The sequence below is a fragment of the Citrobacter sp. BDA59-3 genome (assembly GCF_015167655.1).
GTDB classification, from domain to species: Bacteria; Pseudomonadota; Gammaproteobacteria; order Enterobacterales; family Enterobacteriaceae; genus Phytobacter; species Phytobacter diazotrophicus.
This window is the reverse complement of record NZ_CP063427.1, coordinates 5,177,650-5,203,459: the sequence shown is the minus strand read 5'-3', so window position 1 is coordinate 5,203,459 and position 25,810 is coordinate 5,177,650. Positions and strand designations below refer to the sequence as shown.

The window sequence follows — 25,810 nt, the reverse complement described above, 5'->3', positions numbered from 1 at the left end:
TCTACATTAGAAAGTAGAGTTCGTTGACGATCCGTTTAACCTTTTCAGTGCGGCTAATTATGTTCAAACTTTCGGTGTGTCTGTTAACCTGCAATTCCGCTCGCTTATTACGGGACGTTCTCCCGCCACTGCTTAAAATCGCGGATGATTTTGTGGTTCTGGATTCCGGCAGTACAGACGAGACGCTGGATATTTGTCGGGAATATGATCTTCATGTTCATTATCATCCCTATGCGATGCATGGCGCGCAGATGAATCACGCAACCAGCCTGGCTGCGCATGACTGGGTGCTCTGTATGGATAGCGATGAAATCCTTGATGAGCAGACGGTAAACTTTATTTTGCAGCTAAAAGCAGGTGATGAGCCAGGTGCTGACCAGGCATGGCGTTTGCCGCGTTACTGGTATGTGCTGGGTGAACAAACCCGCACGATATATCCTGTTTCCTCCCCTGATTTCCCCGTGCGTTTATATAACCGCCGCACGGCGCGTTTTAACAATCGTGCAGTTGATGATCAGGTGGAAGGTTATTCGGCATCGACAAAAATACCGGGACATGTGCGTCACGATACGTTTTATTCGCTGCATGAAGTATTCAGCAAACTTAATAGTTACACCACGCGACTGGTGAAATATCAGAAAGTCCGCCCCTCCATTGGCCGTGGAATTATTAGCGCCATCGGTGCGTTCTTTAAATGGTATTTATTTAGCGGCGCATGGCGTAACGGCAAAGTGGGCGCGGTGACAGGTTTATACGCCACCTTGTACAGCTTTCTTAAATATTTCAAAGCCTGGTATGCCCACAATGGCCACAACGATGAAAAAAACGCTGTGGCAGAAGAAAAGAAAAACACCCGTACGGTTTAGGGGTGTTTTTTACCCCAGCCTTGCCACTCATTCGTGACATATTTCACCAGCGTACTCTCACTGATGCTGTCCTTCACGACCGTAAAGAAATAGCTGGCATAAACGGGCTGCGGTTTATGTGGCGTTTTGCACAACTTCACGCCCCGGAACGGGTTACGCGGTGGCTGATTGCGTGGCGGCATCTGGCCCGGCGTTGAGGTATCCGTTTGCGGTTCATTCAGCAGGCTTCCCGCGCGAACCAGGGTGATATCCGCAGGCAGGTTGTAAAGCATCTGTTGCAGCACACGTACTGTGGTTGGGTGCGGGTGGCCGATAGCGATGGCGGAACCGCTACGACGCGCCTGATCGACGGCACGATTAAACTGAAAGCGAATATCGCTCTCGTTTTGCGTGTCATCAAGAAACACTTTACGTTTGATGACCTTCACGCCCGTACCGCTTGCGGCGCGCATCGCCTGGCTATTGCCGATGGTCATGCTGTCCAGAAAGTAGAGATCGTAATGCCCCAGAACCTGCATCACCTTCTGCATGCCAAACAGGCTGGAGGTCATGGCACTGCCCATATGGTTGTTTAACCCGGTGGCATACGGCACTTTGCTGACCGCATCGCTGATGATGCGCTCAATTTCCGCGCTGCTCATATCCGGGCGCAGGGTATCTTTTTCCAGTGGCTGTTTGCTGAGCGGCGCCATGGGCAAATGGATCAGCACCTCGTGCCCGGCGTTATGGGCTTTGGTGGCCATCTCTTTTGCGTGCGGCGCGTTTGGCAGCACGGCAACGGTGACCGCCGCAGGCATGGCAATAACCTGATTTTCGGTCTGTGGACGATAACCGAAATCATCAATAACAATGGCGAGTTTGCCGGCAAACGCTGGCACAGAAAAAGCCAGCATGCTGGCAGCGACAACAACAACGCGACGAAATTGAAGCAAAACTTATCTTCCCAACCACGGCTGTGGATTGACCGCCTGACCCTGGCGGCGAATTTCGAAATAAAGTGAAGGTCTACCCTGACCGCCACTGCTCCCGACAAGGGCTATCGGCTGACCGGCGCGGACTTGCGCGCCTACGCTCACCAGCGCGCTCTGGTTGTAGCCGTACAAACTCATATCGCCTTTGCCGTGTTCAACCACGACCACCAGGCCATACCCCTGCAGCCAGTCGGCGAGGATCACCCGCCCGTCGGCCACAGCTTTGACTTCGCTACCCTCAGATGCACCGATAACAATCCCTTTCCAACGTAGCTCACCCTGCAGTTGTTCGCCATAACGATGTAGCAACGGACCGCGAACAGGCCAGTAAGCCTGGCCGGATGGCGCGCCCAGCCCACCTGTACGGGACATCAGTGAACGTTCGCCTTCGGTCGGTTTGTAGGTGGTGCCTTTACGGGATGCATCCTGCTGTTTTTCACGTACGGCCTGCGCTTCGCGAGCTTCACGCTCGGCGCGGGCTTTGGCTGCCGCTTCGGCACGTGCCAGACGATCGCGCAAACGGGATTCGTTCGCTCGCAGTTCGCCTAACTGCTGCTGCCCTTCCTGAATAGATGACTCCAGCCCGGCGAGCGTTTTCTTACGCTCGTTGCGCGCTTGTTCGAGCTTCGCCTGCTGTGCTTTTTGTTCGTACATCAGCGTTTGCTGCTGACTCTGCTTCTCTTCCAGCTCCGCTTTCTGCGTGGCAACCTCTTCGCGCGTTTGCTTGAGTTGCGCGATGGTCTCCTGCCGGGCCTGGTTGAGATAGCCGAAGTAAGCCTGCAGACGTTGCCCGCGTTGGGTTTCTTCCCCGCTGAGAATCAACTGAACGCCAGTATGTTGACCCTGGCGGAATGCGGCATCCAACTGAGCGGCCAGATTATGCTCTTGCGTCGCCTTCTGTTTTTCCAGTTTGGCGATAGATGCGTTCATGGCATCGATTTGCTTATTGAGCTGTGCGAGGGTGTTCTGCGTTTCGCGCAACTGACGTGTGGCTGCGGAGATGGCGACTTCTTGCTCTTTGAGTTGCGCAAGCAGACCGGAACGCTGTTGTTGCTGCTGGCGTACGTCGCGTTCTTTTGCGGCGATATCCGCCTGAATGGATTTTAACTGGTCGCGGTCATCCGCGTGGGCAGAAAAGGCGCACAACAATGCGCCAGCGCTAAAAGCGCTGGCGCAAAGCAAAGGCCTGACTGCGGCCAATGTGACAGAAAAAATCGCCTTTCCCCTCATGGGGAGCGATTATTCCACGATGAACAGCGGCTTACCAGTCATCTCTTTCGGGATTTCCATGCCCATCAGGGTCAGCATGGTCGGTGCGATATCGGAAAGTTTGCCACCTTCGACCGCTTTCAGCGCTTTATCGCCAACGTAAATCAGCGGGACTGGCAGGTTGGTATGGGCAGTGTGCGCCTGGCCGGTTGCCGGGTCACGCATCTGCTCAGCGTTACCGTGGTCAGCGGTGATCAGCAACTGACCGCCAACGGATTCCACCGCTTTGGTTACCTGCTCAACACAGTGGTCCAGCGCTTCTACTGCCTTGATTGCCGCTTCCATCACACCGGTATGACCGACCATGTCGCCGTTCGGGTAGTTACAGATGATGGTGTCGTACTTACCGCTGGTGATAGCGCCAACCAGTTTTTCTGTCAGCTCTGCGGAGCTCATTTCTGGCTGCAGATCGTAGGTCGCCACTTTCGGAGAGTTAATCAGAATACGATCTTCGCCCGGGAACGGCTCTTCAACGCCGCCGTTGAAGAAGAACGTCACGTGAGCATATTTTTCCGTTTCAGAGATACGTAACTGCGTTTTGTCGTTCTTCGCCATCCATTCGCCGAAGGTGTTCGCCAGAGAGGCAGGCGGGTATGCAACGGCGGTTTTGATGTCTGCGGCATATTCGGTCAGCATGACAAAATCGAGGTTCACTACTTTCTTACGGGCGAAACCGTCGAAATCGCTGTTAACAAATGCACGGGTGATTTCACGGGCGCGGTCTGCACGGAAGTTCATGAAAATCAGTGCGTCGCCGTCTTCCATTGCCGCATCGGGCTGGCCTTCGGCGCGGATCACGGTGGCTTTCACGAATTCGTCGTTTTCGTCACGCGCATAGGCAGCAGCCAGGCCTTCAACCGCAGTCGCGAACTGGAATTCCCCTTTTGCCAGCGTCATCAGGTCATAAGCTTGTTCAACGCGGTCCCAGCGGTTGTCGCGGTCCATGGCGTAGTAACGGCCAATGATAGATGCCACCCGGCCTTTGCCCAGTGCGGCAAACTTGTCTTCAAAACGTTTCAGTGAGGAGTCAGCGCTACGCGGCGGCGTATCGCGACCATCCAGGAATGCGTGCAGGTAGATTTTTTCCGCACCGCGCTCAGCGGCCAGCTCTACCATGGCCAGGATGTGATCTTCATGGCTGTGAACGCCACCAGCAGACAGCAGACCCATGATATGAACGGCTTTGCCCGCAGCAACGGCTTTATCCACCGCGCCCGCCAGTACCGGGTTAGTGAAAAAGGTACGCTCTTTGATTTCAACATCCAGACGGGTCAAATCCTGATACACGATGCGGCCAGCACCCAGGTTGACGTGACCCACTTCGGAGTTACCCATCTGGCGATCCGGCAGACCGACTTCCAGACCAGAAGCGTCAATCAGAGTATGCGGACGTTTAGCCCACAATGCGTCCATAACGGGAGTTTTTGCGCTGTAAATTGCGTTATCCTGCTGCTCTTCACGGTAGCCATAGCCATCCAGGATCACCAGTACCATAGGTTTTTTAGAAACCGACATTGCGACAACCTCATGCTCAAAGACGAAAAATTTGCGTAATTTTACTACAGCTGAATCGATAAAATAGCCGCAGAAGATCAAAGAATACCGCCGCAGGAGGTGAGGATTTCACGGCGTTGATGAATTTTTTTCGTAACAGTCCGCAGAAAATGCATTCCATTACGCTCGCTGGCTGTATTTGCTACACCGCACAGGTATACTCCTTTCCTGGTTTTTACTCACTGATTCGGGAGCTGTTACCCCCCATGCAAGAAATTATGCAATTTGTTAGTCGCCACCCCGTACTTTGCCTCGCCTGGATTGTATTACTGGGGGCGGTGCTGTTCATGACGTTCAAAAGCCTCGCATCGAAAGTGAAAGTGATCACTCGTGGTGAAGCGACGCGTCTGATCAACAAAGAAGATGCTGTTATCGTGGACTTGCGCCAGCGCGATGATTTCCGAAAAGGTCACATCGCAGGCTCAGTGAATTTGCTGCCAACCGAAATCAAGGCCAATAATGTAGGTGAGCTTGAGAAACACAAAAGCAAACCGGTTATCGTCGTGGACGGCTCCGGGATGCAGGCTCAGGAATCTGCAAACGCACTGATCAAAGCCGGTTTCGAGCAAGTTTTCGTGCTCAAAGAAGGCATCGCAGGCTGGAGCGGTGAGAATCTTCCGCTGGTACGCGGTAAGTAATTTACCCGTCGTCTTTCATGCCGCAGGGGCGTTGGCTGCAATTATTCAACCTGGTCACTTACTGAGGTAAGCTCCTGGGATTCATAATTTTGCCGCCTTCCTGCAATATGAAATCCATTGGGTGAAACAACTGGAGCAAAGTCATGGCCAATATTGAGATCTACACCAAAGCAACCTGCCCGTTTTGCCATCGCGCAAAAGCGCTGCTGAGCAGCAAAGGCGTTTCTTTTGAAGAACTGCCGATCGATGGCGACGCGGTGAAACGCGAAGAGATGATTAAACGTAGTGGCCGTACGACGGTACCGCAGATTTTTATTGATGCACAGCACATTGGCGGCTGTGATGATTTATATGCGCTGGACGCGCGCGGTGGGCTCGATCCCCTGTTGCGTTAATGCATAGAAGAAGTGATTCACGTTGCGTCAAGGCCGACAAACAGAGGCAGCCTGAAGAATAAAGCGTATTAAGGACAACACTTAAGGGTTTTAGACATGTCTGAACAAAACAACACGGAAATGACTTTCCAGATTCAACGCATCTACACTAAAGATATCTCTTTCGAAGCACCGAATGCTCCGCATGTGTTTCAGAAAGACTGGCAGCCGGAAGTGAAACTGGATCTGGATACTGCATCCACTCAGCTGGCTGAAGGCGTTTATGAAGTGGTACTGCGTGTTACCGTTACCGCTTCCCTGGGTGAAGAAACGGGCTTCCTGTGCGAAGTACAGCAAGGCGGTATCTTCTCCATTGACGGTATCGATGGTAACCAGCTGGCGCATTGCCTCGGTGCGTATTGCCCGAACATTCTGTTCCCTTATGCGCGTGAGTGCATCACCAGCCTGGTTTCCCGCGGTACTTTCCCGCAACTGAACCTTGCGCCGGTGAACTTTGATGCGCTGTTCATGAACTATCTGCAGCAGCAGGCTGGCGAAGGTGCTGAACAACATCAGGATGCCTGATGAACGCACGCAATGCTGAAATGACTGTGATCGGTGCCGGCTCTTACGGCACCGCTCTTGCCATCACACTGGCAAGAAATGGCCACCAGGTTGTTCTTTGGGGCCATGACCCGAAACATATTGCGACCTTACAGCATGACCGTTGTAATGCCGCTTTCCTTCCCGATGTCCCTTTTCCTGATACGCTTGCGCTGGAAAGCGATCTCGCTTGTGCTCTGGCGGCCAGCCGTAACATTCTCGTGGTTGTGCCAAGTCATGTGTTTGGCACTGTTTTACAGCAGATTAAACCGCTGATGCGCAGCGATGCGCGCATTGTCTGGGCCACCAAAGGTCTGGAAGCTGAGACGGGGCGCCTGTTGCAGGACGTGGCGCGTGAAGTGCTGGGCGATGAGATTCCTCTGGCGGTTATCTCCGGGCCGACCTTTGCGAAGGAGCTGGCGGCAGGGTTGCCAACGGCGATTTCTCTGGCGTCGACTGACCCGGTGTTTGCCGATGATCTCCAGCAATTGCTGCACTGTGGTAAAAGCTTCCGCGTCTACAGCAATCCGGATTTCATTGGCGTGCAGCTTGGCGGCGCGGTGAAAAACGTCATTGCGATTGGCGCAGGCATGTCGGACGGCATAGGTTTTGGCGCTAACGCCCGAACAGCGCTTATCACCCGTGGTTTGACCGAAATGTCACGTCTGGGCGCGGCGCTGGGTGCCGATCCTGCCACTTTTATGGGCATGGCGGGTTTAGGGGATTTGGTGCTGACCTGTACCGATAATCAGTCGCGCAACCGTCGTTTCGGTATGGCGCTGGGGCAGGGGATGGACGTGCAAACGGCGCAGGACCAGATTGGTCAGGTCGTCGAGGGCTACCGCAATACCAAAGAAGTTCGCGCTCTGGCGCATCGGTTTGGTGTCGAAATGCCAATAACCGAGGAAATTTATCAGGTATTGTATTGCGGAAAAAATGCGCGCGAGGCAGCATTGACCTTATTAGGTCGTGCGCGCAAGGACGAGCGCAGTAGTATTTAGCACATACGTCATCCTTCATGCTGCCTGGTTGTTGGCTTCGGCTGCGTACCCCAGTCATTTACTTATGTAAGCGTCTGGGGTTTCCAGCCTCGTCGTCGCGACACAGTAAGAATGATTTTGTGTTTATGTCCTCAGCCAGTTAAGCAGTGACTGGCTGAACTTATTACGTCTGGAGTAAGCAATGCCGTGTGAAGAACTGGATATCGTCTGGAATAATATTAAAGCCGAAGCCCGGGCGCTGGCGGACTGTGAGCCAATGCTGGCCAGTTTTTACCACGCAACGTTACTCAAACATGAAAACCTGGGCAGCGCGCTAAGCTATATGCTGGCAAATAAGCTGGCATCACCCATTATGCCTGCCATCGCCATTCGTGAAGTGGTTGAGGAAGCCTATGCGGCTGACCCGGAGATGATCGCCTCAGCGGCCTGCGACATTCAGGCGGTGCGCACCCGCGATCCGGCGGTGGATAAATACTCCACGCCGCTTTTGTATCTGAAAGGTTTTCACGCGCTACAGGCGTACCGCATCGGCCACTGGCTATGGAACCAGGGACGCCGCGCGTTGGCCATTTTCCTGCAAAACCAGGTCTCTGTATCGTTCCAGGTTGATATCCACCCGGCGGCTAAAATCGGGCGTGGCATCATGCTCGACCATGCTACAGGCATTGTGGTGGGTGAAACCGCGGTGATTGAAGATGACGTGTCGATTCTGCAGTCGGTGACGCTGGGCGGGACTGGCAAAACCAGCGGCGACCGTCACCCGAAAATCCGTGAAGGGGTGATGATTGGCGCCGGGGCGAAAATCCTCGGCAATATCGAAGTCGGCCGCGGTGCGAAAATCGGCGCAGGATCCGTGGTGTTGCAACCTGTACCGCCGCACACCACCGCCGCAGGCGTTCCGGCGCGCATTGTCGGCAAGCCGGAATCAGACAAACCCGCGATGGATATGGATCAGCATTTTAATGGGATTAACCACGGGTTTGAGTACGGTGACGGCATTTGATTGAGTGCACGGAGGCAATGCTACGCATCTGTCCGGCTACAAAGCCGGGCGCTTTCTGGTAGCCCGGAAAGGCGCTGCGCGCCGCCTCCGGGAGAACGTTGACTCAGCTTCGCAATACCGCGCCAGCATATCCTAACTGGCGCCAGGCTTCATACACCACTACCGACACTGCGTTAGACAAGTTCATGCTGCGGCTGTCCGGCATCATCGGGATACGGATTTTTTGCCCTGAAGGTAGCGCGTCCAGAATCGACATCGGTAATCCGCGCGTTTCCGGGCCAAACATCAGATAATCACCGTCCTGATAACTCACCGCGCTGTGTGCTGGCGTTCCTTTGGTGGTGAGAGCAAACAGACGTTCCGGCTTTTCGGCCTCAACAAACGCGGCATAATCATGGTGACGCTTCACGGCGGCAAACTCATGGTAATCCAGCCCGGCACGGCGCAGGCGCTTATCATCCCAGGTAAATCCCATGGGCTCGATAATGTGCAGGCGAAAGCCGGTGTTAGCGCATAAGCGGATGATGTTCCCGGTATTCGGTGGTATTTCTGGCTCGAATAAAACGATATTTAACATGCTGCCCCCTTGATAGCGGGGGGCAGGATAGCAGAATTTTTCCCTCACCCTAACCCTCTCGCTGTGGAAGAGGGGACTTTCCCTCTGCCCGGTGTGAGACTGGATTCTTTTTTCTCCCTCTCCCTGTGGGAGAGGGCCGGGGTGAGGGCATCAGGCAGCTCTTATTTAAGCCGCATCCCCCTGCGACAACGGTGCCAGCGCCGCCGGGATCTTATTCAGCTCCTGCACCAGCGAGTCTTTGCTGATTTCGCTGATGGATTTCGCGCCGGTCAGGGTCATCGCCACTCGCATCTCTTTTTCGATCAGATTCAGCAGGTTTGTCACCCCGGCGCGGCCATGTGTCGCCAGCGCGTAAAGGTAAGCGCGGCCCAGCAGCACCGTGTCTGCGCCCAGCGCAACCATCCGCACCACGTCCAGTCCGTTGCGAATACCGCTGTCCGCCAGAATCGCGATATCCCCTTTCACCGCATCGGCAATGGCGGGCAATGCTCGTGCGGAAGAGAGCACACCATCAAGCTGACGCCCGCCGTGGTTCGACACCACAATCCCGTCTGCGCCAAAGCGCACCGCGTCCCGCGCATCTTCGGGATCGAGGATCCCCTTGATCACCATCGGGCCGTCCCAAAACTCGCGGATCCACTCAAGGTCTTTCCAGGATATGGAGGGATCGAAATTGTTGGCCAGCCAGCCGATATAATCTTCAAGCCCGGTGGGTTTACCCAGGTAGGTCGAGATATTGCCTAAATCGTGCGGTCTGCCATGCAGACCTACATCCCACGCCCATTGTGGATGCGTTACTGCCTGCCAGTAGCGGCGCAATGCGGCGTTTTGTCCACTCATGCCGGAATGGGCATCGCGGTATCGCGCCCCGGGTGTGGGCATATCGACAGTAAAGACCAGCGTGGAACACCCCGCCGCTTTGGCGCGCTCCAGGGCATTGCGCATAAATCCGCGGTCGCGCAGAACATACAACTGAAACCACATCGGGCGCTTAATGGTCGGTGCTACCTCTTCAATCGGACAAACAGATACGGTCGATAAAGTAAAAGGTATGCCTTTCGCATCCGCCGCGCCTGCCGCCTGCACTTCCCCCCGACGCGCGTACATGCCGCATAATCCCACCGGGGCGAGCGCAACCGGCATAGACAGTTTCTCGCCAAAGAGGGTGGTCTCCGTGCTCAGCGCTGACATGTTTTTCAGCACCCGCTGGCGTAGAGCTACCTGACCCAAATCCTCCACGTTCCGACGCAGTGTGTATTCTGCATAGGCACCACCGTCAATGTAGTGGAACAGGAATGGGGGCAGTATGCGTTGGGCGGCAGCGCGGTAGTCGCTGGCGGCGGAAATGATCATGCTGGGTCTCCAAAAGAATGCGGATGCCGTTCATTGGGCAGGCGAGTGATGCGCGCGCTGCGCGCCTGGTCTTCATCAAACTGACGAATCGTGGTGTGAACAAAACCAAGGTGCGCCATCATCGCTTCGCGGGCGCCATCGGCATCTCCGGCAAAAATGGCGTCCATAATTTCACGGTGCTGCACGGTGAGCTGCGTAAAGACCGGGGGAACCTGGTACATGCGCTGGCGGCTCTGTTTCACCGAGCTTTGCAGCAGGTCGAAAAAGCCGCGCATGGTTTGCAGCAGTACGATATTGTGCGACGCCTCGGCAATTGCCAGGTGAAAGCGGACGTCGGCTTGTGATGCAAGATCCGGGTCCTCGGCCAGGGTGGCCTCAAAGCACAGCCGAATCTTTTCTTTCTCGATGGGTGTGGCGCGTAAGGCCGCATGCCAGGCGGTGCTGCCTTCAATAGCATGGCGCGCTTCGAGGATATCGAAGCTGTAATCCGGGTCATCTTCAAGCAGCGTTTTTAACGGCTGCACAATATTCTGTTCCGACCATGCCTCATGCTGCCAGCGCACGAACGTGCCGCCGCCGTGGCGACTCAGCAAAACGCCTTCGCTGATGAGTTTTGCGATGGCTTCGCGCAGAGAGTTGCGCGACACGCCAAGTTGCAGGGCGAGCTGGCGCTCAGAGGGCAAACGCATACCCGCCTCAAGCCCTTTTTCACGAATAAGCGTTCTGATTCGCCGGGCAACATCCTCAGAAAGCCGTTCAGCTATCGCGGTCATGGTCTGCTCCGTGTCAGTCAAATTCGGGGGAAAGTGGTACTGCCAGTTAGCGGCAGCACAATGCCATTAGCACAAGGTTAATTGGCTGGTTTGTAATGGCAATGTTAATTTTATGTGATTTTGCGGGGTGTGAAGTGACGCGCATAAATGCGTGAAGTGGTAGGGCCACTTGAAATCCATTCCATCAGGCTCTCTTGTTTGCCAGCTTGAACCAGGGTAGTGCTCAAACAAAACGCAGGGCGTTTTGAATGTCCTCAAGGCGGTCCCGTAGGGATAAGCGAAACGCAGAATCCTCACGTACGTCGTGTACTCTCCGGTTTTTCCGCGTTGTCCAGGTTTAAGCTTCCTGCGCCGATTACGTCTGGTGGGATGGATTTTTACGCAGTAAAAGGGCTCCCCTTCGGTTAAGAAGGGGAAGCGGGATCAAAACTCGCTTTTCGCGAAGCCTGTCATCTCTTTGAGGCCCATTTCGCGGCCCAGCGCGGTCATCGGGTGCACAACAATAATACCCCGCACGCTTTTTTTCAGCTTGCCCAGGTCGGCCTGCTCTTTTTTGGTGATGGCGCGCTTGAACGGCATGCTCACCAGCTTTTGTGCTTCTTTACTGAGTTTCTGGCTGTACTGGCCACGCAGACGTTCAATTTCAGTTTCGATAGTCGCTTTCTCTTTCTCCAGCTCCGCGTATTTTTCGGCGGATTCCACCAGCGACAAACCGGCCTGCTGGTGACGGATAGCGTCCAGACGATCACTCAGGCGTTTAATTTCGTTCTTTTCAACTTCTTTCATAGGAATGTGTTTCTGCAGATTAAAATATAAGGATACCGCATTGCGGCGAACAACCCCAGAAAAGCACGGAAACACTAAAAGTATCCCGCACGCAGGTCCATCTTTGTTCTACGGTTGGGCAAAAAGGAGAGGAGAAAATGGCTAAATTAGGTGACTACACCCCACAAATCATCGATAAAGCGATCGATTTTATGGCTTCAAGCCAGGCGTTCCGTGAGTACCTGGCGCATCAGCATAAGAAAGACAGTGTTCCTGATGATATTCCCACAGATAAGGTCGATATGTACCGTGAAAGGCTGGAATATTATCGCCAGCTTTATCGGCCTGCATGTGTTCATGAAGAAGAGACAGAGTAAGCTTATTTCTGGAATGCTTTTTTCAGGCTGATTCGGGAAATCAACTCCGTCAGGGAAAGCACCATGGTTGAACGAACGACCTGCTGGTAACGCTGTTTTTGCATAGCAAACAGGTCGGGGTCGCTGGTATCAAAGAGCGGCGTTGCAGGCAGCGCCGCCACGCAGTGCAGTTCGCCAAACGGCCCCAGGATTTCATCATCCGTGAAGGCGTATTCAGTGCCGTCGTGATTCAGTTCTTCACGTAACGCCATCAACAATTCCGCATCTTCATACTCATGCCGACTGATTACGCCAAGCCCATAAATCAGTTTTAAGCGCACGGACAAATTGCCCAGCGGTCCATCTCCGTCAAGCAACGGCTCTACAGCATATTTCACTGCATAGTCGTCTTTGCGGAAGACCTGAAGCACCAGGATATTCACCGCCTCGGTCAATAACTCGACGGCGGCAATCAGAAAGCTTCGTACGGTTTTGCCAGCATTCAGACGCTCGAGCACACGGTTTTCGAAAGCCTGTGTTAGTTCCATTATTGCCTGCATATCTGACAATCTTGTTAACAGGCGCGGGATGTCCCGCGCCAAACTCGGCATCATGCCTTTGCGTTGTATGCGTTAACAGCTTCGGCTACCACGTCGCTTGCTGCGTCCAGACCGGAGATCTGCACCAGCGCGGCCTGTGGGCCTTTTTCTTCAATTAAGGTCGCTAATTCCTGCGCCTGCGGATCCTGTTCACTGCGGTAATGCATGGCAGCGGCGATACCTTTTACCAGGTTCGCGTGCGGTAAACCATATTCCAGCGTGCCGAGCAGCGGTTTGATCAGACGATCGCCTGCGCTCAGTTTACGCAGCGGCTGACGGCCTACGCGCTCAACATCATCTTTCAGGTATGGGTTCTCAAAACGACCAAGGATTTTTTCGATATACGCGGCGTGTTTGGCAGCATCGAAGCCGTAGCGCTTGATCAGAACCGCGCCACTCTCTTCCATTGCGCCTTTCACCACTGCACGGATGCTGTCATCCAGAATGGCGTCGCGAATGGTCTGATGACCGGTCTGTTGTCCAAGGTACGCGGTTATAGCATGCCCGGTGTTCAACGTGAAGAGCTTGCGCTCAACAAACGCCATCAGATTGTCGGTTAATTCCATGCCGGGAATGTGTGGCAGCTCGCCAACAAATTGGGTTTTATCAACAATCCACTCGCTAAAGGTTTCTACAGTCACTTCCAGCGGATCGTTAGTTGCAGATTCAGAAGGCGGAACAATGCGGTCCACTGCGGAATCAACGAAGCCGACATGGGCTTCAACCCATGCTTTATCTTCTGCTGCCAGCGCGTTGAACACATGGCCTTTTAACTGAGAGGTGCCGCGCACCATGTTCTCACAGGCGATGATATTCAGCGGCGCTTCTACGCCCTGCGCTTTACGTTTTGCCAGGCCTTTGGCGATGGCCGGGGCGATACGCTCCAGAACCACCGGACCAACGGCGGTTGTCACCAGATCAACAGAGGCAATCAGATCAACCACATCGTCGCCGATGCTGCTCACCGCATTGACGCCGGAAACGGTGTCTACCTGCTCTTTTTCACCAACAACGTGAACCTGATAGCTATGACGGGCATTAAGGGCGTCGAGAACCACCTGATTAACATCGGCGAATGTCAGCGTAATTCCCGCGTCAGCCAGCAATTTGCCGATGAAGCCACGTCCGATATTACCTGCGCCAAAATGTAATGCTTTCATAGAATTAACCTTAATCAATGTTTTTACCCGAGAGGGCTGGGGTGAGGAACCACGTGAAATTATCCTCACCCTAACCCTCTCCCTGAGGGAGAGGGGAGGTATCTCCCGGATGCGTTTCGCTTATCCGGGAGACGCGTCAACGTTTTTGGTAGCCGGATAAGGCGGAGCCGCATCCGGGACCAGGGTTACGCTTTCAGCAGCGCCAGCACTTCTTCAACGCTGTTTGTATTAGCCAGACGCTCGATAACGGTTTCATCATCCAGTGCGTTGGTCAGGCTGGTAATCACCTGAATGTGCTCGTTATTGCGCGCAGCGATACCGATAACCAGACGGGCGATGTCATCCTCTTCTTCACCGAAGCGCACGCCTTGCGGATACTGGCAGAATACTACGCCGGTTTTCAGCACGCGATCTTTCGCTTCAACGGTACCGTGCGGTACCGCGATGGACTCACCCAGGTAAGTCGGGGTCAGTTTTTCGCGTTCCAGCATCGCTTCAACGTATTCCGGCTGAACATAACCGCCTTTCACCAGTTGTTCGCCGGCAAAACGGATAGCTTCTTCTTTGTTGCTGGCTGTACGACCCAGGAACACATTGTCTGCGCCCAGCTTGAACAGGTTGCTGTCGCCAGCGTCAAAACTATCCTGCAAGCTGGTCTGAACCTTTACGCTGTTGTCCACGTGGCGCTGTGCGGCAACCAGGCGTTCAGTCAGGTTGGTGTACAGGCCGCTGTCCAGGAAGTTGGTCAGCGAAATGTGCTGTGCCTGAGGAGCCTGACGCATAGCGCGCTCGGTCAGGTCACGGTGCGTAATCACCAGGTCAACGTCAGACGGCAGGCTGTTGATAGCGCTGTTGGTCACAGAGATGTTGGTCAGACCGGCATCCTGGACTTTCTTACGCAGCACACCGGCACCCATTGCGCTGGAGCCCATACCGGCATCACACGCAACGATGATTTTACGAACGTGGCTCAGGTCGTTGGTCACGTCGCCAGCGGCCAGCGGGGTAGCGCCTTTAGACTGGGCTTTCATGTCCTGTACACGACGGGTAGCCGCTTCGATATCGTCGTCGTCTTCTTTCACTTTGCTGGTTTTCAGCAGAATCGCGGAGATAACGAAGGAGACGATCAGCGCAGCAAAGATAGCCACGAGGTTCGCGAAGTAAGTGCCTTTCGGCGTCATTGCCAGTACGGCCAGGATGGAACCCGGAGAAGCCGGAGAAACCAAGCCACCGTTCAGCACGCTCAGTGTGAACACGCCAGTCATACCACCAAGGATTACCGCCAGCAGCAGACGTGGGTTCATCAGCACATACGGGAAGTAAATTTCGTGGATACCGCCCAGGAAGTGGATGATAGCCGCGCCGCCAGCGGACTGACGAGCACTACCACGACCAAAGAACATGTACGCCAGCAGAACGCCCATCCCCGGACCCGGGTTGGCTTCGATCAGGAAGAAGATAGACTTGCCGAGGTCATGAGACTGCTGAATACCCAGCGGCGAGAAGATACCGTGGTTGATGGCGTTGTTGAGGAACAGGATTTTCGCCGGTTCAACAAAGATAGACGCCAGCGGCAGCATGTCGTGCGCCACCATGAAGTTAACGCCCGCAGCCAGGCCTTTGGACAGAACTTCAACCGCAGGGCCGATGCCTTTAAACGCCAGCAGTGCCAGAATCATACCGATGATGCCAGCGGAGAAGTTATTCACCAGCATTTCGAAACCGGATTTGATCTTACCGTCTACAGCGGCGTCGAATTTCTTGATGCACAGGCCGCCCAGAGGACCGGCAACCATTGCACCAAGGAACATCGGCATATCAGCACCGACGATAACACCCATGGTGGTGATTGCACCTACCACACCACCACGATCGCCACCCACCAGACGACCACCGGTAAAACCGATCAGCAGCGGCAGCAGGAAAGTAATCATTGGGCCGACGAGTTTCGCCAGCGTTTCGTTTGGTAACCATCCTGTAGGAATAAACAATGCGGTAATAATACCCCACGCGATAAACGCGCCGATATTGGGCATTACCATGTTGCTGAGGAAGCGACCAAAGCTTTGCACTCTGATCTTGATATCGGATGACATAAAACACCCCTTCTTATGTTTGCTATCTCACAGGCCGGAAGCCCGAGGTTTTGTTGTTAACGTGGCGGCAGAGGTAGCCGGACCCATGATCTGTGCTGCGAAATCTCGCACTGAATCGATGAACTGTCCAGATGGCGCTAATTTATGTGATGAAGATCACGTTAATGCAGGGGGTACACCATCCAATGAAGTGATCTTTGTCACAAAAATTATGTGTAAAAAAAGAACAAAGGCTAAAATTTCACCGCTATGTGCCTGTTAATGTGATGTTAATCACAATTGTTAGCGGTGAGTTTGTTGTTTGTTTGTGATCTAAATCACAAGATATTTTTGCCAGGAGTTTTCCGAGTGTGATCGCTCGCAAACTGTGGTTTTTCCTGGCCTTCGCCACTGTAATTCCCTTTCACATTTCGCGCGGCTGCGAAGGCAAGATGTAACGCACTATAGTCAGAGCAGTTTTCACATTTATGAAATGGTCAGCGCGCGCTTTGGTCGGGTAGTACATACTTACTGTTTTGTTGGCGAAGAGGAGAAGGCAATGAAACTTATCGGCAGCTATACCAGCCCTTTTGTACGAAAAATATCGGTCATCCTGCTCGAGAAGGGCATCACCTTCGAATTTGTGAATGAACAGCCTTACAACGCCATTAACGGCGTGGCGCATTACAACCCGTTGGGAAAAGTACCGGCCCTGGTAACCGATGACGGTGAAGTGTGGTACGACTCGCCGATCATTGCCGAATATATCGACCTGTTGGGTATCGCGCCGGCCATGCTGCCTGCCGATCCCAAAGCTGCGCTGAAAATTCGTCAGATTGAAGCGCTGGCGGACGGTATCATGGATGCGGCGCTGGTTTCCGTGCGTGAGCAGGCGCGTCCGGTGGCCCAGCAATCGGAAACGGAGCTCTTACGCCAGCGCGAAAAAATCAATCGCGGCCTCGATACCCTGGAGAGCTATATCAACGAAGGGGCATTACGCGTTGATGAGATGAACCTCGCCACTATCGCCATTGCCTGCGCCATTAGCTATCTCAATTTCCGCCGTGTCTCCCCTGGCTGGTGTGTCGATCGTCCGCAATTGGTTAAAATGGTGGAAAATCTCTTTCAGCGTGAAAGCTTTGCGCGCACAGAACCACCAAAGGATTGACGCCCGTTATGTCAGGCTGAACCAAGTCGCTGTACAATCCCCCTCATGTCGAATCCCTCTCCCATCGGGAGGGGGCAACCCTCAGCCAGGCCATTTCATGACAACGGAAAATCACTCGCTTTACAGCCAGATCCCCTCAACCGATCGCCTGTTACGTGATGAGGCGTTCACTCTGTTACTGACCGAATTTGGGCACAACCGTGTGGCGCAGACGCTGCGTCAGTTGCAGGATGAAGCCCGTGATGACATCCGCCTGCGCCAGGTTCTGCCCGTCTGGTGTAATGACTGGGCGCAGGCAGCGTACCAGCGCTTGTGGGATGAAAATGCCAGCGCGCTGCGCCCGGTTATCAACCTGACGGGCACCGTGTTACACACCAATCTTGGGCGCGCGTTGCAGGCGCAAGCGGCGATCGACGCCGTCGCGCAGGTGATGCGTTCACCCGTAACGCTGGAGTATTCGCTGGATGACGCCGGGCGCGGGCACCGCGACCAGGCGCTCGCCGATATCCTCTGCCGCCTGACGGGCGCGGAGGATGCCTGCATCGTCAATAACAATGCAGCGGCGGTTCTTCTGATGCTGGCGGCAACGGCCAGTGGCAAAGAGGTGGTGGTCTCTCGTGGCGAGCTGGTGGAGATCGGCGGCGCGTTTCGTATCCCTGATGTCATGCGTCAGGCGGGCTGCTTTCTGCATGAAGTCGGCACCACCAATCGCACTCATGCGAAAGATTATCGTGAAGCGGTCAACGACAATACCGCGCTGCTGATGAAGGTTCATACCAGTAACTATCACATTGAAGGCTTTACCAAAACGGTAGACGAAGCGGAGCTGGTGACGCTCGGTGATGAGTTAAATGTGCCGGTGATTGCGGATTTGGGCAGCGGCTCGCTGGTGGATTTAAGTCTCTATGGTTTGCCAAAAGAGCCGATGCCGCAGGAACTGATTGCCGCAGGCGTGAGTCTGGTGAGCTTTTCCGGCGATAAACTGCTTGGCGGCCCGCAGGCAGGCATCATTGTGGGGAAAAAAGCGCTGATCGCGCAGTTGCAGCGCCACCCGCTCAAGCGTGCGCTGCGGGCAGATAAAATGACGCTGGCGGCACTGGAAGCGACGCTGCGTCTGTATCTGCACCCGGAAAAGCTGCGGGACAATTTACCCACCCTGCGTTTGCTGACGCGAAAACCAGACGAGATTCGCCAGCAAGCGTTGCGCCTTGCCGGGGTGCTGGCCGACCATTACGATGCGTTTGACCTGCGTGTGGAAGCGTGTTTATCGCAAATCGGCAGCGGTTCCCTGCCGGTGGACAGGCTGCCCAGCGCCGCGCTGACTTTTACCCCGCGTGACGGCAGCGGGCGTCGCCTGGAAGCGCTCGCGGCATCCTGGCGTAACCTGCCAGAGCCGGTGCTGGGGCGGATCTCTGATGGCCGCTTATGGCTGGATTTACGCTGTCTTGAGAATGAACCCCGATTTCTGGAGATGTTGTTGAAATGATTATTGCCACCGCCGGGCACGTCGACCACGGCAAAACGACATTACTACAGGCCATTACCGGCGTGAATGCTGACCGTTTGCCGGAAGAGAAAGCGCGCGGTATGACCATCGATCTTGGCTATGCCTACTGGCCGCAGCCTGATGGCAGCGTGCCAGGCTTTATTGATGTGCCGGGCCACGAGAAGTTTCTGTCCAATATGCTCGCAGGTGTGGGCGGTATCGACCATGCGCTGCTGGTGGTGGCCTGCGACGATGGCGTGATGGCGCAAACCCGCGAGCATCTGGCTATTTTGCAACTCACCGGTAACCCGGCGCTGACTGTTGCGCTGACCAAAGCCGATCGCGTGGATGAGGCGCGTATTGATGCCGTCCGCCACGAGGTACTGACGACGCTAAACGACTTTGGCTGGAAAGAGGCGGCGTTGTTTGTGACGGCGGCAACCGAAGCGCGTGGCATTGACGAACTGCGTGCGCACCTGCTGCAACTGACTGCGCGTGCGCATCCGCAGCATCAACGTTTTCGCCTGGCACTCGACCGGGCGTTTACGGTGAAAGGGGCGGGGCTGGTGGTGACCGGAACCGCGCTGTCGGGTGAAGTGCGCGTGGGCGATACGCTGTGGCTCACCGGGGTGAATAAGCCGATGCGCGTGCGCGGATTGCATGCCCAAAATCAGCCGACCGGGCGGGCGTATGCCGGGCAACGCATCGCCCTGAATATCGCCGGTGATGCGGAAAAAGAGGCCCTGACCCGTGGGGACTGGCTGCTTTCCGTCACGCCGCCCGAACCTTCGGAGCGTGTCATTGTGGCGCTGCAAACTCATACGCCGTTGACGCAGTGGCAACCGCTGCATATTCACCACGCTGCGAGTCATATCACCGGGCGCGTATCATTGCTGGATAACAATCTGGCGGAGCTGGTGCTCGATATGCCGTTATGGCTGGCAGATAACGACAGACTGGTGCTGCGGGACATTTCCGCGCGTGAAACGCTGGCAGGCGCGCGCGTGGTGACGTTGCACCCACCGCGTCGCGGCAAACGCAAACCGGAGTATCAGCAGTGGCTTGGCGCACTGGCGGCAACAGAAAGCGATGCGCAGGCGCTGGCCGTGCATCTGCAACGCGGGGCGGTGAACCTTCCGGCCTTTGCCTGGGCGCGGCAGTTGAACGATGCCGGGCTTGAGGCGTTGGTGAGCGAACCTGGGTTTATTCGTGCGGGAGACAACCTGCTCAGTGCGCCCGTGGCCGCAGGCTGGCAGCGTAAATTGCTCGCGACGCTTGCCCAATACCACGATCAGCATGCGGATGAACCCGGCCCTGGACGCGAGCGTTTACGGCGTATGGCGCTGCCGATGGAAGATGAAGCGCTGGTGCTGACGCTGATTGAGCAGATGCGCGACAGCGGCGAGATCCACAGCCACCACGGCTGGCTGCATCTGCCGGATCATAAAGCGGGCTTTACCGACGAGCAGGCCGCTATCTGGCAGCGTGCCGAGCCGTTGTTCGGCGACGAACCCTGGTGGGTGCGTGATTTAGCGCGTGAGACGGGCGCGGATGAGCAGGCGATGCGCAGCGTGTTGCGCCAGGCGGCACAACAAGGGCTGATAACGGCGATCGTTAAAGATCGTTATTACCGCAACGATCGGATTGTTGCTTTCGCCAGTATGATCCGCGACCGCGATCCGATTCACGGTTCGACCAGCGCAGCGGATTTCCGCGACACCCTTAACGTCGGGCGTAAGCTGGCGATTCAGATCCTGGAATACTTCGACCGCATCGGTTTTACCCGCCGTCGTGGCAATGACCACGTGCTGCGCGATAAAGCGCTGTTTACGAAATAGCCTGAACCCCCGGTGGCGCTACGCTTACCGGGGCTACGGGGATTGTAAAGGGGAACGCGGCGTTCACGTGTTCGGGAGATTCCATTTCGCCATGAACGTAAGGTGAACGGAACCCACCTCCCGAGCCGCATTTTCCCCCTCACCCCAACCCTCTCCCCGGGGGCGAGGGAGAAAACCGGGTGTAGCCCGGATAAGGCGTTTGCGCCGCCATCCGGGGTTACGACCGGATGGGGAACAGACTGAATGCCAGGGAATATTCACCATTCCTCCGGTCCACGATCCCGATTGTCTATACTCGATAAAACAACACGGGAGGAAAATATGGCAACACATCACCAGTCCGATGACCAACACACCAAAGATGTTAAAGACGCGCCAAACAAACAGGGGGAAATCCCCCGTAAGCGCGATGACAGCAAGGACGATCAGAAAGACCCTTTTAAAGCGAGCTAAAGGCAAACATATGTAGCCGCAATGACCGGACACACAGAGTCTGCTAGCATAGCGGCCTGCAACTACTCAGAGATAACACCGTGACCGCCTTTTCAACCTTAAATGCTTTGCCCGCTGAACTCCTCGCCAACCTTGATGAGCTGGGTTATCACTCCATGACCCCGGTCCAGGCGGCGGCATTGCCGGCGATCCTTGAAGGCAAAGACGTGCGCGTACAGGCGCAGACCGGCAGCGGCAAAACCGCCGCTTTTGGCTTAGGCTTGCTGCAGCACATCGATGCCAGCCAGTTTGTGACCCAATCTCTGGTGCTATGCCCAACGCGTGAGCTGGCCGACCAGGTCGCCAAAGAGCTTCGTCGTCTGGCGCGTTATCTGCCCAACATTAAAATTCTGACCTTGTGCGGCGGTGTGCCGTTTGGTGCACAGCGCGATTCGCTCCAGCATGCGCCGCATATCATCGTCGCCACGCCGGGTCGTCTGCTGGATCATCTGGAAAAAGCCACCGTCACCCTGGACGCCCTGAAAACGCTGGTCCTGGACGAAGCCGATCGCATGCTCGATATGGGCTTTAGCGACGCCATTGACGCCATCCTGCGCCATGCGCCGGAACGTCGTCAGACGCTGCTCTTTTCCGCCACCTGGCCTGCGGCTATTGCGGCCATCAGTACCCGTTTCCAGCGCGATCCGCAAACCATTGAAATCGACTCGGTCGAAGCCTTACCGGCGGTGGAACAGCATTTCTATGAAGTCTCGCGCCGGGAAAAAATTCCGCTGCTGCTGAGTCTGTTAAGCAAGCATCAGCCAGCTTCCTGCGTGGTGTTCTGCAACACCAAAAAAGATTGCCAGGAAGTGTGCGATGCGCTGAATGAGCGTAACCAGAGCTCGCTGGCGCTGCATGGCGATATGGAACAGCGTGACCGCGACCAGACGCTGGTGCGCTTTGCCAACGGCAGTAGCCGCGTTCTGGTGGCTACCGACGTCGCCGCGCGCGGGCTGGATATCAAAGCGCTGGAAATGGTCATCAACTACGAGCTGTCCTGGGACCCGGAAGTGCACGTACACCGCATTGGCCGTACCGCGCGTGCCGGGCAGAGCGGTATGGCGCTTAGCCTGTGCGCACCGGAAGAAGCGCAGCGTGCGGCTATTCTCGGTGAAATGCTGGCTATTTCGCTCGACTGGCAATCCCCGGTTATCAGCAACAACATCAAGCCGCTGGAAGCGGAGATGGCGACCCTGTGCATCGATGGCGGTAAGAAAGCCAAAATGCGCCCCGGTGATATTCTGGGCGCACTGACCGGTGATATTGGCCTGGACGGCGCGGATATCGGCAAGATTGATATGCACCCGATGCATGCCTATGTTGCCGTGCGTCAGTCCGTGGCAAAACAGGCCTGGAAGCAACTCCAGCAGGGCAAAATCAAAGGCAAAGCCTGCCGGGTGCGTCTGCTCAAGTAAGACGGTGAACGGTAACCCGGATAAGGCGTTACGCCGACATCCGGGACATTCCGGCGATTACGGCATCCGGTTACCTTTCCTCGTTAACCCAAATCCGCATCTCCCCTTCGCCGCGATTTGCCCAGGAAAACCACGGAATAAAGGTCAGCGTCTGCGCCTGACGTTCGCCTGGCGTTTTGTCATAACGCCACAGAGCCTGCTGCCCCGCGTCAGCCGCTGTTTGCTTATAGCCCTGCGCCTGAATCAGCATTTTATGGGCGAAAATCCCCTTACCCTCAAAAACGGTGAATGTCGCCTGCGGTGAGAGCCACAGATTATGCAGCTCTTCCCCGTTGTCCGCCTGCTCCAGACAGTAAACCAGCGGCCCGCGCTGAATCGCCACTTTACCCGCCACATGACGCAGCAGCGGATTGCCATAAACCCGGCGTACCGGCATTGGCAGGGTGAGCGTCAGGGTATCGCCCTCCTGCCAGCGACGCTGAATATGCAAATAGCCTTTACGGACATCGCTGGCCACCTCCGCGCCGTTCAGCGTGATGTGCGGATCGGCGCACCAGTCCGGCAGACGCAGCGCCAGCGTGTGGTCAACCGCCTGCGGTGACTCGATGGTAATGGTGACCTGCTCCTGCCACGGATAGTTGCCGCTGACCCGCAGCCGCAGCGCCTGGCCGCCCACCGGGATCTCTACGCTATTGCCAACGTAGAGGTTGATATAGAGCGCATCCTCGCGCGGAGTGTAGAGATAATGGCCGAGCGAGGTGAGCACGCGGGCGATATTCGGCGGGCAGCAGGCACAGCCAAACCAGCGCTGACGAACCGGTTTCACATGGTCATAGATATGGTTGAATTTCAGCGACTTCGGGTGCACTTCCAGCGGGTTAACGTAAAAGAAGTGCTTCCCGTCCAGTGCCATGCCGCCGAGCACCGTATTGTAGAGCGCACGCTCCATTACATCGGCGTACTGGCTGTCGGCCTCCATCTCCAGCATTCTGCGGGCGAACATCATCAGCCCAATGGAGGCACAGCTTTCGGCATACACCGTGTCGTTGGGCAGATCGTAATCGCTGCTGAACGCCTCGCCGCTGCTCTGCGAGCCGATGCCGCCGGTGATGTAAAGCTGGCGCTGCGCCATATTCTTCCATAGCCGCAGGCAATCCTGACGCTTCCCTTCGTCCTGGCTTAAGCGCGCCAGGTGGGCCACGCCGGTCATCAGGTAGACGAAGCGTACCGCGTGGCCGATAGCCGTTTGCTGTTCGGCTAACGGCTGGTGTGCCTGACTATAGCCTTTATCTTTGACCATCCACGCCGGGCCGTAGTTATGCCAGTAAGAGGTCCGCCCGCGCTTTACATATTCGACATCGTAGAAATGCGGCTGCGTGCCACGCTGCTCAACAAAGTAATTCACCAGCGCCAGATAGCGGGGCTGCTGAGTAACTTCGTACAAACGCATCAGCGCCAGTTCGATCTCCGGATGCCCCGGATAGCCGTGCAACTGCTGTTCACCGGGGCCGAAGACCGAATCGATATGATCCGCCAGGCGGCAGACTACCTCCAGCAGACGGCGTTTCCCGGTACCCTGAAAATAAGCCACGCCCGCCTCAATCATATGCCCGGCGCAATAGAGCTCATGGCATTCGGCCAGGTTGGTCCAACGGTCCTGCGGCGCTTTGACCGTGAAATAGGTGTTGAGGTAACCATCGTCACACTGGGCTGCGGCGACCAGCTCGATCACCTCATCGGCGGTCTTCTCCAGTTCCGCATCCGGCTTCTGGCACAGTGACCAGGCCACCGCTTCCAGCCACTTGGCGACGTCGCTGTCCTGAAAGACCATACCGTAAAACTCCCCCTCCTGCAGCCCTGCGGCGATACGAAAGTTTTCAATCGCATGGCTGGGGTCGGCTTCGGCGATACGGTCATTCAGCGCATCCCACTGGTAGGGAATAACAACCTCGCGCACCAGTTGTTGATACTGACCAAGAAACGCATCGCTGACTTTCAGTTTGTGCAGATCGACTTCCATTACAGACTCCTTAAGACTGAACATGACGCTGGCGCAGATCGGTGGCAATACGCGCCATCATGGGATTGTTGAGCTTGCAGGCGCGGATAGCGAACGCCAGCAGCAGGTGGAACAGGGCAGGCAGCAGCGTCTCCATTGCGGTGATGCCTTGTAACGAGGCGGGTGTCTGATTTCCTGCGCCGGGCTGATAGGCGACGAAAACGAACACCAGGCTGATAATGACGGCGCTGGACGCCCACGCGAGCTTGATGCAGAAGAGGTTGAAGGCGAAGTTCATACCGGACGAACGCACGCCGGTCTTCCACTCGCCGTAATCATCGGCGAAGGCCATCAGTGAGAAGTGCAGCGGCAGGGTAAAGCCGAGGATCACGCCATTGCCCAGAATGACCGCCAGCCACAGAGTCTGCCAGGCCGGTCCGGTAGGCAGGAGCCACATTATCACCGATAGCGCGGCCAGCACGAGGTTGGTGTAGTAGTAGAATTTCACCGTGTCGAAGCGTTTTGACAGCGGGTTAACCAGCACCGAGCCAAGAATCGAGGCAAAGGTCACCATGGTGAAAAATAGCGAGGTATAACCGGTGCTGCCTTGCAGTACATAGGTGATGAAGTACATGTAGCCGCCGCCGCGAATGTTGAACACATTGATCAGCAGGAAAGACATCAGCAGCATCAGTAACAACTGGTCGTTTTTACGCAGCCCCGCCAGATGTTCACGCAGGGTGAATTTACCCATCGTCGACAGCGGCACCCGTTCGCGCACCCAGAAGAAACAGCACAGGAACATCACCACGGCGATGGCGCACAGCACGCCGACACCGAGCTGATAACCCTGCGCGGCATTCCCTTTACCCAAGGAGGAGACCAGCCACGGCAGGCCAACTGAGACCAGAAAACCCGCCACGCCACAGAGCACAAAACGCCAGGACTGACAGGAGATCACTTCGCTATGACGCGTGGTCATCGTATTGATCAGCGCGCAGTAGGGTACGTTGATGGCGGTATAACCCACAGAAAGCAGAAGATAAGTGCCAAACGCCCAGGCAATTTTCACGTTCATGCTGGCATCGGGGACGGTGAAGGTCAGCACGCCGATAATGCCGATAGGCAGGGCAATCCATAGCTGCCAGGTGCGAAAACGGCCCCAGCGACTTTGGGTGCGGTCAGCAATGATCCCCATTACCGGGTCGGATATGGCATCGAATACACGTAATGCCATAAACAGTGTGCCGACCAGCGCCGGGGTTAAGCCAAAAATATCGGTATAAAAAAAGGTCAGGAAATTCATGATTAAGCAGGTAATTACCGTTCCACCTGCGTCACCCAACCCATAGCCTATTTTTTCACGTACGGATAATTTATCGTCCAGCGTTTTTTGCGCTGAATCGGTATTGGAAATTAATGTTGAAGTCATGGCAAACGCCTCACGGATATTCCAAAAGTAACCCGCTTATTTG

General features: G+C 55.5%; 24 protein-coding genes. 12 read left to right on the top strand and 12 right to left on the bottom strand.

Translation table 11 applies throughout. The features are described 5' to 3' along the window. Positions 1-59: 59 nt before the first annotated feature. Entirely contained in the window at positions 60-866 is an 807-nt protein-coding gene (locus IP582_RS24505) for a glycosyltransferase family 2 protein (RefSeq protein WP_039080131.1), read from the top strand. On the opposite strand, the gene IP582_RS24500 is transcribed toward IP582_RS24505, so the two are convergent. Genes IP582_RS24500 through gpmM form a run of 3 tightly spaced genes read right to left on the bottom strand, consistent with a single transcriptional unit; the run spans position 863 to position 4,621 of the window. Beyond that, positions 863-1,798 (bottom strand): divergent polysaccharide deacetylase family protein, encoded by a 936-nt coding sequence (locus IP582_RS24500; protein WP_193794684.1) that lies wholly within the window; start codon positions 1,796-1,798, stop codon positions 863-865. The two genes, IP582_RS24505 and IP582_RS24500, sit on opposite strands and share 4 nt — an antisense overlap. Positions 1,799-1,801: 3 nt before the next feature. Next, the gene (envC, locus tag IP582_RS24495) at positions 1,802-3,067 is read right to left on the bottom strand and encodes a murein hydrolase activator EnvC (protein WP_039080133.1); all 1,266 of its coding nucleotides are present in this window, start codon (positions 3,065-3,067) and stop codon (positions 1,802-1,804) included. A gap of 9 nt (positions 3,068-3,076) precedes the next feature. Then, a complete protein-coding gene (gene gpmM / locus IP582_RS24490) occupies positions 3,077-4,621 on the bottom strand; it encodes a 2,3-bisphosphoglycerate-independent phosphoglycerate mutase (protein ID WP_193794683.1) in 1,545 nt (514 codons plus the stop codon). A 245-nt stretch (positions 4,622-4,866) separates the two neighbouring features. Here gpmM and IP582_RS24485 point away from each other — a divergent pair, with 245 nt between their 5' ends. The 5 genes from IP582_RS24485 to cysE all read left to right on the top strand — a co-directional run bounded on the left by IP582_RS24485 (position 4,867) and on the right by cysE (position 8,279). Then, on the top strand, positions 4,867-5,298 hold the full coding sequence (locus IP582_RS24485) for a rhodanese-like domain-containing protein (RefSeq protein ID WP_193794682.1): 432 nt from the start codon (positions 4,867-4,869) through the stop codon (positions 5,296-5,298). Positions 5,299-5,441: 143 nt separating this feature from the next. Further along, positions 5,442-5,693 carry a glutaredoxin 3 gene (gene grxC, locus IP582_RS24480; protein ID WP_039080134.1) on the top strand — a complete coding sequence of 84 codons (252 nt, stop codon included), beginning with the start codon at positions 5,442-5,444 and terminating at the stop codon, positions 5,691-5,693. Positions 5,694-5,789: 96 nt separating this feature from the next. Next, complete coding sequence (gene secB, locus IP582_RS24475; protein ID WP_039080135.1) at positions 5,790-6,257, top strand: protein-export chaperone SecB; 468 nt, start codon at positions 5,790-5,792, stop codon at positions 6,255-6,257. Then, positions 6,257-7,276: an NAD(P)H-dependent glycerol-3-phosphate dehydrogenase gene (gpsA, locus tag IP582_RS24470; RefSeq protein ID WP_039080136.1), complete on the top strand. Its 1,020-nt coding sequence runs from the start codon at positions 6,257-6,259 to the stop codon at positions 7,274-7,276. The genes secB and gpsA overlap by 1 nt, the downstream gene beginning before the upstream one ends. Before the next feature lie 181 nt (positions 7,277-7,457). Next, positions 7,458-8,279: a serine O-acetyltransferase gene (gene cysE / locus IP582_RS24465; RefSeq protein WP_047372612.1), complete on the top strand. Its 822-nt coding sequence runs from the start codon at positions 7,458-7,460 to the stop codon at positions 8,277-8,279. A gap of 103 nt (positions 8,280-8,382) precedes the next feature. On the opposite strand, the gene trmL is transcribed toward cysE, so the two are convergent. The 4 genes from trmL to IP582_RS24445 form a co-directional block, all read right to left on the bottom strand. Continuing rightward, positions 8,383-8,856, bottom strand: coding sequence for a tRNA (uridine(34)/cytosine(34)/5-carboxymethylaminomethyluridine(34)-2'-O)-methyltransferase TrmL (gene trmL, locus IP582_RS24460; RefSeq protein ID WP_039080138.1), 474 nt, complete (start codon positions 8,854-8,856; stop codon positions 8,383-8,385). A gap of 165 nt (positions 8,857-9,021) precedes the next feature. Next, complete coding sequence (gene lldD, locus IP582_RS24455; RefSeq protein WP_193794681.1) at positions 9,022-10,209, bottom strand: FMN-dependent L-lactate dehydrogenase LldD; 1,188 nt, start codon at positions 10,207-10,209, stop codon at positions 9,022-9,024. Continuing rightward, positions 10,206-10,982, bottom strand: a complete 777-nt coding sequence (lldR, locus tag IP582_RS24450; protein ID WP_107222640.1) for a transcriptional regulator LldR — start codon at positions 10,980-10,982, stop codon at positions 10,206-10,208. The genes lldD and lldR overlap by 4 nt, the downstream gene beginning before the upstream one ends. A gap of 423 nt (positions 10,983-11,405) precedes the next feature. Continuing rightward, entirely contained in the window at positions 11,406-11,768 is a 363-nt protein-coding gene (locus IP582_RS24445; RefSeq protein WP_193794680.1) for a YibL family ribosome-associated protein, read from the bottom strand. 137 nt (positions 11,769-11,905) lie between these two features. On the opposite strand from IP582_RS24445, the gene IP582_RS24440 reads away from it, so the two are divergent. Then, positions 11,906-12,124, top strand: coding sequence for a hypothetical protein (locus tag IP582_RS24440; protein WP_193794679.1), 219 nt, complete (start codon positions 11,906-11,908; stop codon positions 12,122-12,124). A gap of 2 nt (positions 12,125-12,126) precedes the next feature. On the opposite strand, the gene mtlR is transcribed toward IP582_RS24440, so the two are convergent. From mtlR to IP582_RS24425, 3 genes are all read right to left on the bottom strand, one after another. Then, positions 12,127-12,714, bottom strand: a complete 588-nt coding sequence (gene mtlR / locus IP582_RS24435) for a mannitol operon repressor MtlR (RefSeq protein ID WP_115464259.1) — start codon at positions 12,712-12,714, stop codon at positions 12,127-12,129. After that, the gene (gene mtlD / locus IP582_RS24430) at positions 12,714-13,862 is read right to left on the bottom strand and encodes a mannitol-1-phosphate 5-dehydrogenase (RefSeq protein WP_193794678.1); all 1,149 of its coding nucleotides are present in this window, start codon (positions 13,860-13,862) and stop codon (positions 12,714-12,716) included. Before mtlD ends, mtlR begins: the two co-directional genes overlap by 1 nt. A 185-nt stretch (positions 13,863-14,047) precedes the next feature. Further along, entirely contained in the window at positions 14,048-15,958 is a 1,911-nt protein-coding gene (locus IP582_RS24425; RefSeq protein ID WP_193794677.1) for a PTS mannitol transporter subunit IICBA, read from the bottom strand. A 538-nt stretch (positions 15,959-16,496) separates the two neighbouring features. Here IP582_RS24425 and IP582_RS24420 point away from each other — a divergent pair. The 5 genes from IP582_RS24420 (at position 16,497) to dbpA (ending at position 22,336) form a co-directional block, all read left to right on the top strand. After that, positions 16,497-17,105, top strand: a complete 609-nt coding sequence (locus IP582_RS24420) for a glutathione S-transferase (protein ID WP_039080146.1) — start codon at positions 16,497-16,499, stop codon at positions 17,103-17,105. 97 nt (positions 17,106-17,202) lie between these two features. After that, positions 17,203-18,591: an L-seryl-tRNA(Sec) selenium transferase gene (gene selA, locus IP582_RS24415; RefSeq protein WP_193794676.1), complete on the top strand. Its 1,389-nt coding sequence runs from the start codon at positions 17,203-17,205 to the stop codon at positions 18,589-18,591. Continuing rightward, positions 18,588-20,429 carry a selenocysteine-specific translation elongation factor gene (gene selB / locus IP582_RS24410; protein WP_193794675.1) on the top strand — a complete coding sequence of 614 codons (1,842 nt, stop codon included), beginning with the start codon at positions 18,588-18,590 and terminating at the stop codon, positions 20,427-20,429. The genes selA and selB overlap by 4 nt, the downstream gene beginning before the upstream one ends. A 321-nt stretch (positions 20,430-20,750) precedes the next feature. Further along, a complete protein-coding gene (locus IP582_RS25440) occupies positions 20,751-20,882 on the top strand; it encodes a hypothetical protein (RefSeq protein WP_223878750.1) in 132 nt (43 codons plus the stop codon). Positions 20,883-20,962: 80 nt separating this feature from the next. Then, complete coding sequence (gene dbpA, locus IP582_RS24405; RefSeq protein ID WP_193794674.1) at positions 20,963-22,336, top strand: ATP-dependent RNA helicase DbpA; 1,374 nt, start codon at positions 20,963-20,965, stop codon at positions 22,334-22,336. Between the two features lie 70 nt (positions 22,337-22,406). On the opposite strand, the gene IP582_RS24400 is transcribed toward dbpA, so the two are convergent. Next, positions 22,407-24,380 carry a glycoside hydrolase family 127 protein gene (locus IP582_RS24400; RefSeq protein ID WP_193796341.1) on the bottom strand — a complete coding sequence of 658 codons (1,974 nt, stop codon included), beginning with the start codon at positions 24,378-24,380 and terminating at the stop codon, positions 22,407-22,409. After that, a complete protein-coding gene (locus IP582_RS24395; protein WP_193794673.1) occupies positions 24,367-25,767 on the bottom strand; it encodes an MFS transporter in 1,401 nt (466 codons plus the stop codon). Before IP582_RS24395 ends, IP582_RS24400 begins: the two co-directional genes overlap by 14 nt. Positions 25,768-25,810 lie beyond the last annotated feature (43 nt).

What these genes read in the sequence shown, in the direction of transcription:
- IP582_RS24505 (WP_039080131.1), top strand. Translation starts at nt 60, where the DNA reads ATGTTCAAACTTTCGGTGTGTCTGTTAACCTGCAATTCCGCTCGCTTA.
- envC (WP_039080133.1), bottom strand. Translation starts at nt 3,067, where the DNA reads ATGAGGGGAAAGGCGATTTTTTCTGTCACATTGGCCGCAGTCAGGCCT.
- gpmM (WP_193794683.1), bottom strand. Translation starts at nt 4,621, where the DNA reads ATGTCGGTTTCTAAAAAACCTATGGTACTGGTGATCCTGGATGGCTAT.
- IP582_RS24485 (WP_193794682.1), top strand. Translation starts at nt 4,867, where the DNA reads ATGCAAGAAATTATGCAATTTGTTAGTCGCCACCCCGTACTTTGCCTC.
- grxC (WP_039080134.1), top strand. Translation starts at nt 5,442, where the DNA reads ATGGCCAATATTGAGATCTACACCAAAGCAACCTGCCCGTTTTGCCAT.
- secB (WP_039080135.1), top strand. Translation starts at nt 5,790, where the DNA reads ATGTCTGAACAAAACAACACGGAAATGACTTTCCAGATTCAACGCATC.
- gpsA (WP_039080136.1), top strand. Translation starts at nt 6,257, where the DNA reads ATGAACGCACGCAATGCTGAAATGACTGTGATCGGTGCCGGCTCTTAC.
- cysE (WP_047372612.1), top strand. Translation starts at nt 7,458, where the DNA reads ATGCCGTGTGAAGAACTGGATATCGTCTGGAATAATATTAAAGCCGAA.
- trmL (WP_039080138.1), bottom strand. Translation starts at nt 8,856, where the DNA reads ATGTTAAATATCGTTTTATTCGAGCCAGAAATACCACCGAATACCGGG.
- lldD (WP_193794681.1), bottom strand. Translation starts at nt 10,209, where the DNA reads ATGATCATTTCCGCCGCCAGCGACTACCGCGCTGCCGCCCAACGCATA.
- lldR (WP_107222640.1), bottom strand. Translation starts at nt 10,982, where the DNA reads ATGACCGCGATAGCTGAACGGCTTTCTGAGGATGTTGCCCGGCGAATC.
- IP582_RS24445 (WP_193794680.1), bottom strand. Translation starts at nt 11,768, where the DNA reads ATGAAAGAAGTTGAAAAGAACGAAATTAAACGCCTGAGTGATCGTCTG.
- IP582_RS24440 (WP_193794679.1), top strand. Translation starts at nt 11,906, where the DNA reads ATGGCTAAATTAGGTGACTACACCCCACAAATCATCGATAAAGCGATC.
- mtlR (WP_115464259.1), bottom strand. Translation starts at nt 12,714, where the DNA reads ATGCCGAGTTTGGCGCGGGACATCCCGCGCCTGTTAACAAGATTGTCA.
- mtlD (WP_193794678.1), bottom strand. Translation starts at nt 13,862, where the DNA reads ATGAAAGCATTACATTTTGGCGCAGGTAATATCGGACGTGGCTTCATC.
- IP582_RS24425 (WP_193794677.1), bottom strand. Translation starts at nt 15,958, where the DNA reads ATGTCATCCGATATCAAGATCAGAGTGCAAAGCTTTGGTCGCTTCCTC.
- IP582_RS24420 (WP_039080146.1), top strand. Translation starts at nt 16,497, where the DNA reads ATGAAACTTATCGGCAGCTATACCAGCCCTTTTGTACGAAAAATATCG.
- selA (WP_193794676.1), top strand. Translation starts at nt 17,203, where the DNA reads ATGACAACGGAAAATCACTCGCTTTACAGCCAGATCCCCTCAACCGAT.
- selB (WP_193794675.1), top strand. Translation starts at nt 18,588, where the DNA reads ATGATTATTGCCACCGCCGGGCACGTCGACCACGGCAAAACGACATTA.
- IP582_RS25440 (WP_223878750.1), top strand. Translation starts at nt 20,751, where the DNA reads ATGGCAACACATCACCAGTCCGATGACCAACACACCAAAGATGTTAAA.
- IP582_RS24400 (WP_193796341.1), bottom strand. Translation starts at nt 24,380, where the DNA reads ATGTTCAGTCTTAAGGAGTCTGTAATGGAAGTCGATCTGCACAAACTG.
- IP582_RS24395 (WP_193794673.1), bottom strand. Translation starts at nt 25,767, where the DNA reads ATGACTTCAACATTAATTTCCAATACCGATTCAGCGCAAAAAACGCTG.